The organism is Microbacterium sp. TW_SC_2 (genome assembly GCF_055361165.1).
This window is the reverse complement of record NZ_CM143952.1, coordinates 3,023,066-3,037,897: the sequence shown is the minus strand read 5'-3', so window position 1 is coordinate 3,037,897 and position 14,832 is coordinate 3,023,066. Positions and strand designations below refer to the sequence as shown.

The window sequence follows — 14,832 nt, the reverse complement described above, 5'->3', positions numbered from 1 at the left end:
CTTCAGAGGAACGTGTAGAACAGCGACGAGAACCAGCCGACCACGACCCCGGCGATCTGCGTTCCGGCGATCCCGATCGCGATGCCGGCGAGCAGACGCGGCCCGGGGCGGCGGGCCGCGATGATGCCCAGGATCAGCGCCGCCGCCGATCCGCCGAGCGCGACGAGTCCGCTGAGGGCGTTGATCACGCCGAGCCCCGCGCCCGAATAGTCGAGTGCGCGGTAGGCGAACGGGGTGAACAGCGAGATCACGAGTCCGACGGCGAACGTGGCGAGCGCCACGATGAGCGCCACGCGGGCGAGCGGGTTGCGCGGGCCGGTCGCGGTCTGGCCCGGACCCGGGTACTGCGGCTGGGCGGCGGGGTACTGCGGCTGCCCGGTGGGGTACTGCGGCTGCGCGGCGGGGTACTGCTGCTGCCCGGTGGGGTACGGCGGCTGCCCGGCGGGGTACTGCGAGGCCCCCGCGTACGGCGGCGGGGTCTGCGGGTGAGCGGCCACCCCGTGGGGCGCTGCCGCGGCGGGGAACTGCTGGTCGGCCGGAAGCTGAGGATCCGCGGGCAGTGGCGAGGCCGCGGGCGGTGCGGGTGCGGGCGGCGCCGGCGCGGGGGCGGGGGACCGCTGCTGCTCCGGAGACTGCGCGGACGACGGGACGACGGGATGCTGCTGCGGCTCGCTCATGCGGTCGAGCGTACTCGGGGCGGAGTGCCGATGGATCAGCGGGACGACCGCGCAGGCGCAGGCTCCACGTCGCGACCGGCGACGCGACTCCATTCGGTGGGCACCGCGCGGTGCCCGTCGCGGCGGACTTCCCGCAGTGTCGCGACGAGCATCCAGAGGGCGAGGACGGCGAGGGCGATGAGGAGTACCTTGGCAGAAACCCTACGATCGATGCATAATCGCCACGACTGGCAGAATCGTCATCGATCAGCGGAAAACTGCCAACCTCGGGAGTGCTCATGAAGACGGTCGCCTGCATCATCCAGGACGGGTTCGCCCCCTTCGAGTTCGGTGTCGCCTGCGAGGCGTTCGGCCTCGATCGCTCCGACGACGGCGTGCCGAACTTCGACTTCCGGGTCGTGGCGCCGCGCGTCGGCGTCGTGCCGTCGAAGGTCGGCTTCTCGGTCAACGTCGAGCACGACCTCTCCTTCGCCTACGAAGCGGATCTGGTCGTGTTCTGCCCCCTGCCCCGCTCGCACTGGGACCGCATCGACCCTCGGGTGCTCGACGTGGCCCGCGACGCGGTCGCGCGCGACGCCTGGGTCATGAGCGTCTGCAGCGGCTCGTTCATCCTCGCCGCGGCCGGCGTGCTCGACGGCCGCCGCGCCACGACGCACTGGATGTACTCCGACGTGATGGCCGACATGTACCCGCAGATCGACATCGACCCCGACGTGCTGTTCGTGCAGGACGGCAAGATCATCACGAGCGCCGGCACCGCGGCGGGCATCGACGCGTGCCTGCACCTGCTGCGACAGGAACTGGGCGCCGAGCTCACCAATCGCATCGCGCGCCGGATGGTGGTGCCCCCGCAGCGGGACGGAGGGCAGGCCCAGTTCATCGATCGTCCCTTGCCGGTCGTGCCCGATGACCTGCTCTCGGCCGTCGCCGATTGGGCGGTCGAGAACCTGCGCGAGGACCTCGGCGTCGATCGTCTCGCCGCACGGGCACTGATGTCGCCGCGCACCTTCGCCCGGCGCTTCAAGAGCGAGTACGGCGCCACCCCGGCGGCGTGGCTGGCCCGGCAGCGCATCATCCATGCGCAGCGGCTGCTGGAGCGCACCGATCTGCCGCTCGAGCACATCGCCGAGGAGTGCGGCTTCGGCTCGGCGGCCGTGCTGCGCCAGAACTTCTCGCGGGTGCTGGGCCTGAACCCCACCGCCTACCGCGCGCGCTTCTCGTGTGCCGAGGAGGCCGTGGCGTAGCCTCCCGATCCGGGGTCGGGTGCCGGGTTCGGGCCCTGGAGTCGGGCGTCGGGTCAGATCGTTCGGGTCAGATCGCCCGGGTCGTCGAGCGCTCGATCAGACTGCAGGGCAGCACGAGATGCGCGCGCTCCTGGGTGGGGTCGTCGAGGAGCGCGAGGACCATCTCGACCGCGCCACGCGCCATGTCGAGGATCGGCTGGCGGACCGTGGTCAGATCGAACGACTCCCACGACGACATCGCGACGTCGTCGAAGCCGAGGATCGAGACGTCATCCGGCACCGCGGCTCCGAGCGCCTTCGCCGCGTTCAGCGCGCCGAAGGCGACGAGGTCGTTGTGGCAGAAGAGTGCGGTCGGCGGCTCAGCACGCTGCAGCAGCCGGGTGGCCGCTGCGAACGCCCGGGTGTAGTCGAGGTCGGCGACCTCGAGCAGATCGTCGTCGAACGCGACATCGGCCGCGGCCAGTTCGCTCAGGAAGCCCTCGTGGCGATCGTGCACGGACGCCGCCCCCAGGGGCCCCGCGATCACCCCGATCCGTCGATGCCCGAGCGACAGCAGATGGCGCCCGGCGATCCGTCCGCCCTCGAGGTTGTCGGGAGAGATCGTCGCCGTCTCCGGGGCGGTCGCGGGTCCCATCGTGACCGAGGGGACCCCCAGCGACGAGATGCGCCCCTCGTCGTCGGCGGGCAGCAGGGTCGTGGTCAGGATGACGGCATCCACGTTCGTCTCCCACAGCGAGCGGGCCAGGTCCTCCGTGGTGTCGGCGCGACCGCTGAGGATCAGGGCACGGTATCCCGCACGGGTCAGCTCGTCGCTGATGGTGTGCAGCAGCTCGGCGTAGTAGCTGTTGCGCGGATCACCCAGGACCACGCCGATCGTGTGCGTGCGACTGGTCACCAGGCTGCGGGCGCTGAGGTTCGGGCGGTAGCCCAGCTGCTGGATCGCGGCTTCGACCTTGACGCGTACGCGCTCGGACACGCCATCCGCCCCGTTGACGATGCGCGACACCGTGGTCTGCGACACCCCGGCCGCCTTGGCGACGTCGATGCTCGTGACTCCGCGTGATCTCGGCGGCATGGTCCTCTTCCTCGGGGCGGAATCTCCATCGTAGACGGACCGCCGACGCGGATGACTACGCAGTCGCGTCGTCCCAGTGCGCCGGGGTCGCGAGGGCGTGGTCGTGCACGTCGACCCCGGCGGGAGTGACGGCCGCCGTGGCATACAGCAGGGACTGCGTCGGATAGCCGTGCGGGCGGTTGTCGCGGATGATGGCCCGGTCGTCCTCGGGGGAGAGGGTGGCGGTCTCGGCGAGCAGCGCCACCCAGTCCCCGGCCCAGTCGGTGCGCGCGGATGCCGGCTCGAGGGAGCGGAACCGCGGCAGCCAGGTCCGGATGCGCGGGGTGGCGTCATCGTCGAGATCGTCGTGCGCGATCATGTGCGTGCCGCGGGGAACAGGGGTCTCGCGCAGCACGGCGCCGTCCCACGAGAGCACCCTGGCGCCGTCGGGGCCGACCTCGAGCAGATTGAACCCGTGCATCGGGAGCGGGCCGTCGGGGGAGCGCCCCTCCACGGAATCGAGCGCGAGCGATCCGCGAGAGACCGCCCGTGTCTCGTCGAGGTCCTGCACATCGGCGCGATTCAGGAGCACGGCGAGGCGGCGCCGCGCGGGATTCACGGCGAGCCACGCCCCGCCCGCGCGTCGGTCCCGGATGCCGATCACGCCGGGGTGCTCCGTCGGCCACCACGGACCGAGACCGTCCCACTCGCGATCGGGATCCTCATCGCGCACCGCCAGCAGTCGTGCGGCTCCGGCATCCTCGACATCGATCACGACTGTGCACACACCGGCAATCCTAGGTCGGCGGCACCGGCATCCGGCCCGTCCGCCCGCATGCTGCGGCACAATCGGAGGTGTGAACATCGTCGTCGGAGTCACGGGTGGCATCGCCGCCTACAAGACCGTCCACCTGGTCCGCCTGCTCACGAAGGCGGGTCACGACGTGACCGTGGTGCCGACCGACGATGCCCTGCGCTTCGTCGGGACCCCCACATGGGAGGCGATCAGCCGGCACCCCGTCACCACGAGCGTGCACGACGACGTCGCGAAGGTGCGTCACGTCGCTCTCGGCCAGGCCGCGGAGCTCGTGATCGTCGCCCCGGCGACCGCGAACACGATCGCCTCGATGGCCGCGGGGCTCGCGGGAGACCTCCTGGGCACCACGCTGCTCTCGACCGTCGCCCCGGTGCTGATCGCGCCCGCGATGCACGCCGAGATGTGGCGGCATCCGGCCACGCAGGCGAACGTCGCCACGCTCCGCGCCCGGGGCGTGCACACGGTCGGGCCCGGCGACGGGGAGCTCGCGGGCGGCGACTCGGGGCCCGGGCGCATGTCCGAGCCGGAGCAGATCATCGAGGCGGCGCTCGCCCTCATCGGGCCGGGCGACCTCACGGGCCTCCGCGTGGTCGTGTCGGCCGGCGGCACCCGGGAGCCGATCGATCCCGTGCGCTTCCTCGGCAATCGGTCGAGCGGACGCCAGGGCGTGGCGCTCGCCGTCGAGGCGGCGGCGCGTGGTGCCGAGGTCGTGCTCGTCGCCGCGCACATCGATGCCGGCGTGCTCGATGCGGCGGTGGATCCTGCGGCCGGGCATCCGTCGATCCGTGTGGAGCAGGTCGGCACCGCCGCGGAGCTGTCGGAGGCGATGAAGGATGCCGCTTCCACCGCGGATGTCGTGATCATGGCCGCCGCGGTCGCCGACTACCGCCCGGCCGAGGCGGCGGCGCACAAGCTCACGAAGGAGCAGGGGCCGCTCACGCACATCGACCTGGTGGAGAACGAGGATGTGGTCGCCGCTCTCGCCGCGGCCCGTGCGGCCGGCGATGCACCGGAGGGTCAGACGATCGTCGCGTTCGCCGCGGAGACGCTGACGGATGCCGCCGCGCGCCGCGAGCGGGCACGACGCAAGCGCGAACGCAAGGGCGTGGATCTGCTCGCGGTCAACCTCGCGGATGCCGAGCACGGCTTCGAGCGCACGGAGAACGCGGTCGAGGTCATCGGGCCGGAGGGGGCGGTGGTCGCCGAGGCGGCGGGGACCAAGCGCGAGGTCGCACGCATGCTCTGGAACTCGGTCGTCGGCATGCGGTAAACTTGAGTCAAGGCTACTCAACTTTCGCCCGGAGGGGCCTTGACCCAGGAGGAACAGATGACCAACCCTCAGTCCGGTGCCGGCACCGACGAGCAGCAGTCCGCCCTCGAGCAGTTCGGGATCAATCTCACCGACCGCGCGCGCCAGGGCAAGCTCGACCCCGTGATCGGTCGTGACAGCGAGATCCGGCGGGTCAGCCAGGTGCTCACCCGCCGCACCAAGAACAACCCGGTCCTGATCGGGGAGCCCGGCGTCGGCAAGACCGCCGTCGTGGAGGGCCTCGCCCAGCGGATCGTCGCGGGCGACGTGGCCGAATCCCTCAAGGACAAGGAGCTCATCACGCTCGACATCTCGGCGCTCGTGGCCGGCGCGATGTACCGCGGGCAGTTCGAGGAGCGCCTGAAGCAGGTCCTCAAGGAGATCACCGAATCCGAGGGGCAGGTCATCACCTTCATCGACGAGCTGCACGTGCTGATGGGTGCGGGCGGCGGCGAGGGATCGGTCGCGGCCTCCAACATGCTCAAGCCGATGCTCGCCCGAGGAGAGCTGCGTCTGATCGGCGCCACGACCCTCAACGAGTACCGCGAGTTCATCGAGAAGGACGCCGCGCTCGAGCGCCGCTTCCAGCCGGTGTACGTGGGCGAGCCGACGGTGATGGACACGATCGCGATCCTGCGCGGACTCAAGGAGCGCTACGAGGCGCACCACAAGGTCGCGATCTCCGACGGCGCGCTCGTCGCTGCGGCATCCCTCTCGAACCGCTACCTGCCGGCGCGCCAGCTGCCCGACAAGGCCATCGATCTGATCGACGAGGCCGCCTCGCGGCTGCGCATGGAGATCGACTCCGCCCCGGTCGAGATCGACGAGCTGCGGCGCCATGTCGACCGGCTCAAGCTCGAGGAGCTCGCGCTCAAGAAGGAGAAGGACGCCGCGTCGAAGGAGCGTCTGGAGGCCCTGCGCGCCGATCTCGCCACCGAAGAGGTCAAGCTGCGCGAACTGCAGTCGCGGTGGGAGCGCGAGCGCGCCTCGCTGAACCGCGTCGGTGACCTGAAGACCCGGCTCGACGCGGCTCGCAGCGATGCCGAACGCGCCCAGCGCGAGGGCAACCTCGAACGGGCGTCGCGCCTGCTGTATGCAGACATCCCGGCGCTCGAGCGCGAGCTCGTCGAGGCGGAGCAGTCCGAGGCCTCCGGACCCGGCGAAGGCCGCATGGTCAACGAGCAGGTCACCGACGAGGACATCGCCGGGGTGATCGCGGCGTGGACCGGCATCCCCGTCGGGCGCCTGCTGCAGGGGGAGGCCGAGAAGCTGCTGCACCTGGAAGCCGAGCTGGGCAAGCGCCTGATCGGGCAGAAGGATGCCGTCAAGGCGGTGTCGGATGCCGTGCGCCGCTCGCGCGCAGGCATCAGCGACCCCGGCCGACCCACCGGCTCGTTCCTGTTCCTCGGCCCGACCGGCGTGGGCAAGACCGAGCTCGCGAAGGCCGTGGCGGAGTTCCTCTTCGACGACGAGCACGCCATGGTGCGCATCGACATGTCGGAGTACGGCGAGAAGCACTCGGTCTCGCGGCTCGTCGGCGCCCCTCCCGGCTACATCGGTTATGAGCAGGGCGGCCAGCTGACCGAGGCCGTGCGGCGTCGGCCCTACAGCGTGATCCTGCTCGACGAGGTCGAGAAGGCGCATCCGGAGGTGTTCGACGTCCTGCTCCAGGTGCTCGACGACGGGCGCCTGACCGACGGCCAGGGACGCACGGTCGACTTCACGAACGTCATCCTGATCCTGACGTCGAATCTCGGGTCGCCGATCCTGATCGACCCCGTGCTCTCGCTCGACGACAAGCGCGAGCAGGTCATGGCGCTCGTCCGGCAGGCGTTCCGCCCGGAGTTCCTGAACCGCCTCGACGACATCGTGATGTTCCAGGCGCTCAGCGAAGACGACCTCGCGCAGATCGTCGAGCTCACGATCGATCAGCTGCACACGCGGCTGCGCGACCGCCGGCTCACGCTCGCGGTCACGCCGGACGCCCGGTCGTGGCTGGCCGAGCGCGGCTACGACCCGATGTTCGGTGCGCGTCCGCTGCGTCGGCTCATCCAGTCCGAGGTGCAGAACAAGCTCGCGACGGCGCTGCTCTCGGGTGGAGTGCACGACGGCGACACGGTGCGCGTGGACGTGGCGGTCGACGGCACCGGACTCGTGCTCACCTCGACCTCGCCGGATCCCTCACCCGGCCGTGACGACAGCGACGACGACGACGTGATCGAGGCGGAGCTGCTCGAGGACTGACGTCGCCCACCCGCTCATCCGCTCTCGGGAGGAGTTCGCGCCTTCGGGAGGAGTCGTGCCCCGGCATCCTCCTCCCGAAGGGGAGAACTCCTCCGCAGGAAAGGGATGCCGGGGATGCCCCGGGGGTGCTCAGGCGCTGAGGATGACCGTCTCGGCGATCGGGCGGCGCACGCGCGGCGCGACCTCGCGCTCCTGGAGGACCTCGGGGAGGCTCTCGACATCGCCGAACTCGCCGACCGCGAAGACCGTGGCCGGTACGAAGCGCTCGTCGAGGTCGGCGAACTCGCGCACGACCTCCGGGTCGAAGCCGCTCATCTGGTGCACGACGAGGCCGTCGTGGTGGGCCTGCACGGAGAAGTGCGCGACGGCCTGACCGAGGTCGTACAGGGCGTGGGTGATCGGGGTGCCGTCGGCGGTCGCGGTCTCGGCGACCGCCACCACGAGCACGGCCGCGTGCTGCGCCCACGTCTGGTTGAAGCCGACCAGCGCATCGACGACCTGAGCGTGCAGTGCGGTGCCGCGGCGCGCGACGATGAAGCGCCACGGCTGCGAGTTGTTCGCCGACGGGCTCCAGCGGGCGGCCTCGAGGGCGGTGGCGAGCTTGGCCTCGTCGATCGCGTTCTGCGACTCGAAGGCGCGGGGGCTCCAGCGTCCGGCGAGGACGTCGAGGACGGGATGCTCGGTGGGGGCGGTGCGATCGATCAGGGGAGTGCTCACGGGAATGCCTTTCGGAAAAGGAGGGGATCGGACTCCTTCGTCCGCGTACAGGGGTGCACAACGAATGTATGTGAATGCATATTCCCGTGCGTCCGCGCATGACGGAGTGTGTCGACGCCCTCGCTCACTCCGGCAGGATGCGGTCCGCGGCGGCCGCGAGCGCCCGCCGCACGGCTCGGATCGACGGCGCTCCGACCGACACGCGCCGTGTCGACGAGAAGATCTCGCGGCGCGGGGCGGAGGGGAGCGGGGTCACCGCGACGGTGGGGGTCTCGCCCGCCCACACGAGCTCGGGCAGCAGGCCGACCGCGAGTCCCGCGCGGATCAGCCGCACGTGGGCGGTGAGGTCGGCGACCTCGAACCGCACGTCCGGCTCGAACCCCGCGGTGCGGCACAGCTGTTCGGCCCAGGCACGGGATGCGGTGCCGGCGGGTTCGAGCACCCAGGGCTCGTCGCGCGTGGCGCTCAGCGCGGCCGCGGCATCCGTGTCATCCGGGGAGCCGGGCCGACGCGCGAGGGCGATCGTGTCGTGCGCGAGCAGCACGCGGTCGAGGTCGGCATGGATGGCGCGCGTGTGCCCCGGGTACTGCTCGGCGAGGATCAGGTCGAAGTCGCGGCTCGACACTCCGACGAGCCCGGTCTCCGGATCGCACTCGGTGACCTCGACGCGCAGCGCGGGGTGGTCGGTCTTGAGGCTCGTGAGTGCGCGGGGGAGCAGAGAGTGCGCGGCCGACTGGAACACCGCGATGCGCACCGTGCCGGTGACCTCGGTGAGGGATTCGGCGACGGCGACCTCGGCATGCTCGAGCTGATCGAGGATGCCGATGGCCTCCGCCACGAGCACGTTCCCCTGCGGGGTGAACTGCACCCCGCGGCCGACGCGGCGCAGCAGTGGGACCCCGACGTCGCGCTCCAGCGCACTGAGCTGCTGCGACACGGATGCCTTGCTGTACGACAGGGCGTCGGCCACGGCCGAGAGCGTGCCCCGGCGCGACAGCTCGACCAGGAGTCGGAGGCGATGGACATCGAGCATGCGGCATCCTCTCGGTCCGTCGTCCGTTCAGGAGAACTGAACATAACTCACTCGAATTGGTTGATAGACGGAGCCTACCGCCGGGGATGACAATGATCCAGCCGCACACGACCCGAGGTGTGCGATCCCCACCAGGAGGCCTCCCGCCGATGACTGCCCTCGACACCACCCCCCGCACCACCGAGGTCGCCGCCGTCGTGCAGCGCTGGCTCACCGAGAGCGAGACCCACCCGGTCGAGCCCGCCGCCCAGCGTCTCGCCGAGGTGCTGAAGGATCCACGAGGGCTCGACTTCACGGTCGGCTTCGTCGACGGCGTCATGCGCCCGGAGGACCTCACCGTCGCCGGTCGCAAGCTCGCCGAGATCGCCCAGGTCACCCCGGCGCTGCTGCCCTGGTACCTGCGCGCCGCGATCCGGACCGGCGGGTTCTTCGCCCCGAAGCTCCCCGGCGTCGTCGTGCCGATCTCGCGCCGCGTGCTGCGGGCCATGGTGGGCCACCTCGTGCTCGACGCCACGCCCTCCAAGCTCGGCCCCGCGATCGCGAAGCTGCGCACGGGAGGCAACCGTCTCAATCTCAACCTCCTCGGCGAGGCCGTGCTGGGTGAGCGCGAGGCGGGGCACCGCCTCCAGGGCACCCGCGACTTCCTCGCCCGCGATGACGTCGACTACGTCTCGATCAAGGTGTCGAGCGTGGTGAGCCAGCTCTCGATGTGGTCGTTCGACGAAGCCGTCGCGGATGTCGTGGAGAAGCTCACCCCGCTGTACGAGCTCGCCGCGCGGGCCGAGGCCCAGGGCAAGGCCAAGTTCATCAACCTCGACATGGAGGAGTTCCGCGACCTCGACCTGACGATCGCGGCCTTCACGGCGATCCTCGACCAGCCGGGGCTCGAGAACCTCGAGGCCGGCATCGTGCTGCAGGCGTACCTGCCCGACGCGCTCGGTGCGATGCAGCACCTGCAGGAGTGGGCCACGGCCCGCCGGGCCCGCGGCGGCGCACCGATCAAGGTGCGCGTCGTCAAGGGGGCCAACCTCGCGATGGAGCACGTCGACGCCGCGGTGCACGGCTGGCCGCTCGCGACCTACGACACCAAGCAGGACTCCGACACGAACTACAAGCGCGTGCTCGACTGGTCGCTCACGCCCGAGCGCCTCGACGCCGTGCGCATCGGCGTCGCCGGCCACAACCTCTTCGACATCGCCTACACCTGGCTGCTCACGCAGGCCCGCGGCGTCGACGGCGGCTCCCTCGTCGAATACGAGATGCTGCTGGGCATGGCCACGGGGCAGGCCGAGGCCGTCCGCAAGGACGTCGGTCGCCTCCTGCTCTACACGCCCGTCGTGAACCCGGCCGAGTTCGACGTGGCCATCGCGTACCTCGTGCGTCGTCTCGAGGAGAACGCGAGCCCCGAGAACTTCATGTCGGCGGTGTTCGAGCTCGCTGCGGACCCCACGCTGCTGAAGCGGGAGCGCGAGCGCTTCGAACGCTCGCTCGCCGCCCTCGAGGCCGACCGCTCGGTGCCGGCATCCCACCGCGTACAGAACCGCGCGACCGAGGCGGATGCCGCCACGCCGACCACCGGCTTCCGCAACCAGCCCGACACCGACCCCGCGCTCGGCGCGAACCGCACGTGGGGACGCGAGATCCTCGCGCGCTCGACGGACTCGACCCTCGGCACCGAAGCGATCGCCGCGGCCCGCGTCGAGACCGTCGCCCAGCTCGACGGCATCTTCGTCGCCGCCACCGCCGCCGCCGCGCAGTGGGCCGCGCGACCCGCGGCCGAGCGCGCCGAGATCCTGCACCGTGCGGGGGACGAGCTCGCCGCCCGTCGCGGCGAGCTGATCGAGATCATGGCGCACGAGGCCGGCAAGACCATCGCCGAAGCCGATCCCGAGATCAGCGAGGCGATCGACTTCGCTCACTACTACGCCGAGCGCGCGAAGGACCTCGAGGCGATCTCGGGTGCCGCGTTCGTGCCCTCGAAGGTCACGGTCGTGACGCCGCCGTGGAACTTCCCCGTCGCGATCCCCGCCGGTGGAGTGCTCGCGGCGCTCGCGTCCGGCTCCGGCGTCGTCATCAAGCCCGCCAAGCTCACCCAGCGCTGCGGCGCCGTGATGGTCGAGGCGCTGTGGGCGGCCGGCGTGCCGCGCGAGCTGCTCGCCCTCGTCGATCTCGCCTCCCGCGATCTCGGGAAGCGCCTCGTGTCCGGCCCCGCGGTCGACCGGGTCATCCTCACCGGTGCCTACGAGACGGCCCAGCTGTTCCGCTCGTTCCGCTCCGACCTGCCGCTCCTCGGCGAGACCAGCGGGAAGAACGCGATCATCGTGACGCCTTCGGCCGACCTCGACCTCGCCGCCGCCGACGTCGCGCGCAGCGCCTTCGGGCACGCGGGGCAGAAGTGCTCGGCGGCGTCGCTGGCGATCCTGGTCGGTTCCGTCGCCGACTCGAAGCGGTTCCGGCGCCAGCTCGTGGATGCCGTCGCCTCGATGCGCGTCGGGCTCCCCGCCGACCCGGCCACCCAGATGGGGCCCATCATCGAGCCGGCCGACGGCAAGCTGCTCGCGGCGCTCACCGAGCTCGGTGCGGGCGAGAGCTGGCTCGTGAAGCCCGAGAAGCTCGACGACGAGGGCACGCAGTGGACCCCCGGCGTGAAGACCGGTGTGCGCGAAGGCTCGTACTTCCACATGACCGAGTTCTTCGGTCCGGTGCTCGGCATCATGCACGCGAAGGACCTCGACGAGGCGATCCGCCTGCAGAACGCGGTGGACTTCGGGCTCACCGCCGGTCTGCACTCCCTGAACTCGGCCGAGGTCGCCACCTGGCTCGACCGTGTCGAAGCGGGCAACCTGTACGTGAACCGCGGGATCACCGGCGCGATCGTGCAGCGCCAGCCGTTCGGCGGCTGGAAGCGCTCGGCCGTCGGCGCGGGCGCCAAGGCCGGGGGCCCGAACTACCTCTTCGGGCTCGGCGAGTGGGCTCCGGCCGAGCTGCCCGCCGTCGTCCCGGGGGCCGCGATCAGCCCGGCCGTGGAGGCGCTGCTGCGTGCCGCCGGGGGCGAGCTCGACGCCGATGCATCCGAGTGGCTGCAGCGCGCTGCGGCATCCGATGAGCAGGCCTGGGTGTCGGAGTTCGGCGTGATCTCCGACAAGTCGGGACTGGGCGTGGAGCGCAACCTGTTCCGCTACCGTCCGGTCGCGGTCGACGTGCGCATCGCCGAGCAGGCTCCGCTGGTCGAGAGCGTGCGCGTGCTCGCCGCTGCTCTGCGCAGCGGAAGCCCGTTCACGGTGTCGGCAGCGTCTCTCCCCTCCGGCATCGAGAAGGCGCTGCGGGCGCACGCGGCCACCATCGTGCACGAGAAGGATGCCGCGTGGGCGAAGTCCTACGCCAAGGCGGTCCGCAAGGCCGATCACACCTGGCGGCGCGTGCGGCTGGTGGGCGGCGATCCCGCCGCGCTGTTCGAGGCGCTCGGCGGCCTGCCCGACGTCGCGGTCTGGTCGCACGCCGTGACCGGCGCGGGCCGCGTGGAGATCCTGCCCTTCCTGCACGAGCAGGCCGTCTCGATCACGAACCACCGCTTCGGCAACCCGACGGGGCTCACCGACGGCATCATCTGAGGCGCCGAGACGAACGACGACACCCCCCGCCACGCGGCAGGGGGTGTCGTCGTCCGTGATGGCCGGTCTCAGCCGCGCAGCGCCTCCCCGAGCTTCACGCGCGACCCCATGCGCAGCAGCGAGTTCTCGTAGATCTTCGCGCCGACCATGATCGCGGCCACGCAGCTCGCGAGCAGGATCACCAGGCTCAGCAGCGGCTCCCACCACTGCGCCTCGCCGACGAACAGGCGCATGGGCATGCCGACGGGGGCCGAGAACGGCACGTACGACATGATCGTCAGCACCAGCGGGTTGTCGTTGAAGATGATCACGAGCACGTAGGGCGCCATGATCAGCATCGTGATCGGGGTCGTGGTCGATCCGATGTCCTCCTGGCGGGAGACCATGGATGCCGCGGCCGCGAACAGGGCGGCGAGCAGGATGAACCCGAACAGGAAGAACACGGCGAACCAGATGATGGGCGGGCCGAGCGTGGAGAGCACCTCCCGTTGACCGGTCACGATCAGGCCGATCGTGGCGATCGCCGCCAGGGCGAGGATCTGCCCCATGGCCAGCACGGTGTTGCCGATCACCTTGCCGGCGAGCAGCGTGCGGGCGGGGATCGCCGACAGCAGCACCTCGACCACGCGGGTCTGCTTCTCCTCGACGATGCTCTGCGCGATCGTGCCGCCGAAGGTCGCGGCGGCACCCATGAAGACGATGCCGAAGGCGATCGCGATGAAGTACCGCAGCAGCGGGTTCGTCGTCGCCGGCTGCAGGATCTCGACCTCGGGGGCCTGCGACAGCGCGGAGACGAGAGAAGTCGGCGCATCCTTCAGCGCGATGACCGTGTAGCCGGAGGCGTTGTCTCCGGGCACGACGGCCGCGTCGACCTTCTCGGAGCGCACGAGCTCTTCGGCCTCCGCCTGATCCGACACCTCGGTGAGCTCGATGTTCGGCAGTGCCGAGACGGCCGCGGCGGTCTCGGAGGTGGCGGCCACCGGCATGGTCTCGGTGGCGGCGTTGTTGCTCGCGAAGCCGCCGAGCACGATGCCGGCGAGAGCGAGCAGCAGCAGCACGCCGGTCGAGATCAGGAAAGCCTTGCTGCGCAGCTTCGAGCCGATCTCACGCTCGGCGACCAGCCAGATGCCGTTCGATCCGCGGACGGGGGCGGGGGCAGGAGTGTTCACTGGATGACCTCCTTGAAGATCTGGGCGAGGGACGGATGCTTCGGGGCGAAGCTGGCGACGTCGCCCCGGTCGACGGCGGTGCGCAGCACGCGCTGGGCCGTCTCGGCGTCCTCGGCGTCGAACAGGGCGTATCCGCCCTCGAAGTCGACGACCGTGACGCCCGGTTCGGTGCGCAGCCAGCCGGCGTCTCCGGCCGAGACCAGCTCGTAGCGGTTGCCGGCGTGCTCGGCGCGCAGCGCGTCGCGGGGGCCGGAGGCGCGGATCGTGCCGCCGGCGAGGATGACGAGGTCATCGCACAGGCGCTCCACCACGTCGAGCTGATGCGAGGAGAACAGGATCGCCGACCCCTTCGCGGCGCTCGCCTGCAGAACGCCGGCGACCACGTCGACCGCCAGCGGATCGAGGCCCGAGAACGGCTCATCGAGGATCAGCACCTCGGGGTCGTGCACGAGGGAGGCGGCGATCTGCGCGCGCTGCTGGTTTCCCAGCGAGAGCGACTCGATCGTGTCGTTCAGACGCTCGCCCAGGCCGAGCTCGGTGAGCAGCTCGGTCGCGCGCGATGCGGCCTCCGCCTTGCCGAAGCCGTGCAGGCGGGCGAGGTAGACGATCTGCTCGAGCACCTTCATCTTCGGATACAGCCCGCGCTCTTCCGGCATGTAGCCGAAGCGCCGGCGGTCGGCGGCGGTGAGCGCCGTGCCGCCCAGCTCGACGCGTCCGCTGTCGGACGAGAGCAGTCCGAGCACGATCCGCATGGTCGTGGTCTTGCCCGCGCCGTTGCCGCCGACGAAACCGGTCAACCGCCCCGGATTCACCGGGAAGGAGACGTCGTCGAGCACGAGCCGAGAGCCGTAGCTCTTGGTGATGCCGATCAATTCGAGAGGTCCTGTGGTCATACCCTCACGCTACGGAGCACCGGCATCGCGCGGCATCCCCCCTGCGGCGGATTGCGCGATGTCC

The 14,832-nt window shown here is 70.9% G+C and carries 11 protein-coding genes; 4 read left to right on the top strand and 7 right to left on the bottom strand.

The window, feature by feature from the left end; translation table 11 throughout:
* Positions 1–2: 2 nt before the first annotated feature.
* Complete coding sequence (locus ACWA14_RS14720) at positions 3–677, bottom strand: hypothetical protein (RefSeq protein WP_463794984.1); 675 nt, start codon at positions 675–677, stop codon at positions 3–5.
* Between the two features lie 278 nt (positions 678–955).
* On the opposite strand from ACWA14_RS14720, the gene ACWA14_RS14715 reads away from it, so the two are divergent.
* Entirely contained in the window at positions 956–1,921 is a 966-nt protein-coding gene (locus ACWA14_RS14715; protein WP_463794982.1) for a GlxA family transcriptional regulator, read from the top strand.
* Positions 1,922–1,988: 67 nt separating this feature from the next.
* Here the strand turns inward: ACWA14_RS14715 and ACWA14_RS14710 are convergent, their stop codons facing one another.
* Positions 1,989–2,996 (bottom strand): LacI family DNA-binding transcriptional regulator, encoded by a 1,008-nt coding sequence (locus tag ACWA14_RS14710; RefSeq protein WP_463794980.1) that lies wholly within the window; start codon positions 2,994–2,996, stop codon positions 1,989–1,991.
* 55 nt (positions 2,997–3,051) lie between these two features.
* Complete coding sequence (locus ACWA14_RS14705) at positions 3,052–3,762, bottom strand: NRDE family protein (protein WP_463794978.1); 711 nt, start codon at positions 3,760–3,762, stop codon at positions 3,052–3,054.
* Between the two features lie 70 nt (positions 3,763–3,832).
* Here ACWA14_RS14705 and coaBC point away from each other — a divergent pair, with 70 nt between their 5' ends.
* Complete coding sequence (gene coaBC, locus ACWA14_RS14700; protein WP_463794976.1) at positions 3,833–5,062, top strand: bifunctional phosphopantothenoylcysteine decarboxylase/phosphopantothenate--cysteine ligase CoaBC; 1,230 nt, start codon at positions 3,833–3,835, stop codon at positions 5,060–5,062.
* A gap of 57 nt (positions 5,063–5,119) precedes the next feature.
* On the top strand, positions 5,120–7,345 hold the full coding sequence (locus tag ACWA14_RS14695; protein WP_463794974.1) for an ATP-dependent Clp protease ATP-binding subunit: 2,226 nt from the start codon (positions 5,120–5,122) through the stop codon (positions 7,343–7,345).
* 129 nt (positions 7,346–7,474) lie between these two features.
* On the opposite strand, the gene ACWA14_RS14690 is transcribed toward ACWA14_RS14695, so the two are convergent.
* The gene (locus ACWA14_RS14690) at positions 7,475–8,062 is read right to left on the bottom strand and encodes a nitroreductase family protein (RefSeq protein ID WP_463794972.1); all 588 of its coding nucleotides are present in this window, start codon (positions 8,060–8,062) and stop codon (positions 7,475–7,477) included.
* Between the two features lie 124 nt (positions 8,063–8,186).
* Positions 8,187–9,095: a LysR substrate-binding domain-containing protein gene (locus tag ACWA14_RS14685; RefSeq protein WP_463794969.1), complete on the bottom strand. Its 909-nt coding sequence runs from the start codon at positions 9,093–9,095 to the stop codon at positions 8,187–8,189.
* A gap of 149 nt (positions 9,096–9,244) precedes the next feature.
* Here ACWA14_RS14685 and ACWA14_RS14680 point away from each other — a divergent pair, with 149 nt between their 5' ends.
* Complete coding sequence (locus ACWA14_RS14680) at positions 9,245–12,706, top strand: proline dehydrogenase family protein (protein WP_463794967.1); 3,462 nt, start codon at positions 9,245–9,247, stop codon at positions 12,704–12,706.
* A gap of 68 nt (positions 12,707–12,774) precedes the next feature.
* On the opposite strand, the gene ACWA14_RS14675 is transcribed toward ACWA14_RS14680, so the two are convergent.
* Together ACWA14_RS14675 and ACWA14_RS14670 are read right to left on the bottom strand one after the other, a co-directional pair.
* Entirely contained in the window at positions 12,775–13,875 is a 1,101-nt protein-coding gene (locus ACWA14_RS14675; RefSeq protein ID WP_463794965.1) for an ABC transporter permease, read from the bottom strand.
* On the bottom strand, positions 13,872–14,768 hold the full coding sequence (locus ACWA14_RS14670) for an ABC transporter ATP-binding protein (protein ID WP_463794963.1): 897 nt from the start codon (positions 14,766–14,768) through the stop codon (positions 13,872–13,874). Before ACWA14_RS14670 ends, ACWA14_RS14675 begins: the two co-directional genes overlap by 4 nt.
* Between the last annotated feature and the right edge of the window lie 64 nt (positions 14,769–14,832).

What these genes read in the sequence shown, in the direction of transcription:
- ACWA14_RS14720 (WP_463794984.1), bottom strand. Translation starts at nt 677, where the DNA reads ATGAGCGAGCCGCAGCAGCATCCCGTCGTCCCGTCGTCCGCGCAGTCT.
- ACWA14_RS14715 (WP_463794982.1), top strand. Translation starts at nt 956, where the DNA reads ATGAAGACGGTCGCCTGCATCATCCAGGACGGGTTCGCCCCCTTCGAG.
- ACWA14_RS14710 (WP_463794980.1), bottom strand. Translation starts at nt 2,996, where the DNA reads ATGCCGCCGAGATCACGCGGAGTCACGAGCATCGACGTCGCCAAGGCG.
- ACWA14_RS14695 (WP_463794974.1), top strand. Translation starts at nt 5,120, where the DNA reads ATGACCAACCCTCAGTCCGGTGCCGGCACCGACGAGCAGCAGTCCGCC.
- ACWA14_RS14685 (WP_463794969.1), bottom strand. Translation starts at nt 9,095, where the DNA reads ATGCTCGATGTCCATCGCCTCCGACTCCTGGTCGAGCTGTCGCGCCGG.
- ACWA14_RS14680 (WP_463794967.1), top strand. Translation starts at nt 9,245, where the DNA reads ATGACTGCCCTCGACACCACCCCCCGCACCACCGAGGTCGCCGCCGTC.
- ACWA14_RS14670 (WP_463794963.1), bottom strand. Translation starts at nt 14,768, where the DNA reads ATGACCACAGGACCTCTCGAATTGATCGGCATCACCAAGAGCTACGGC.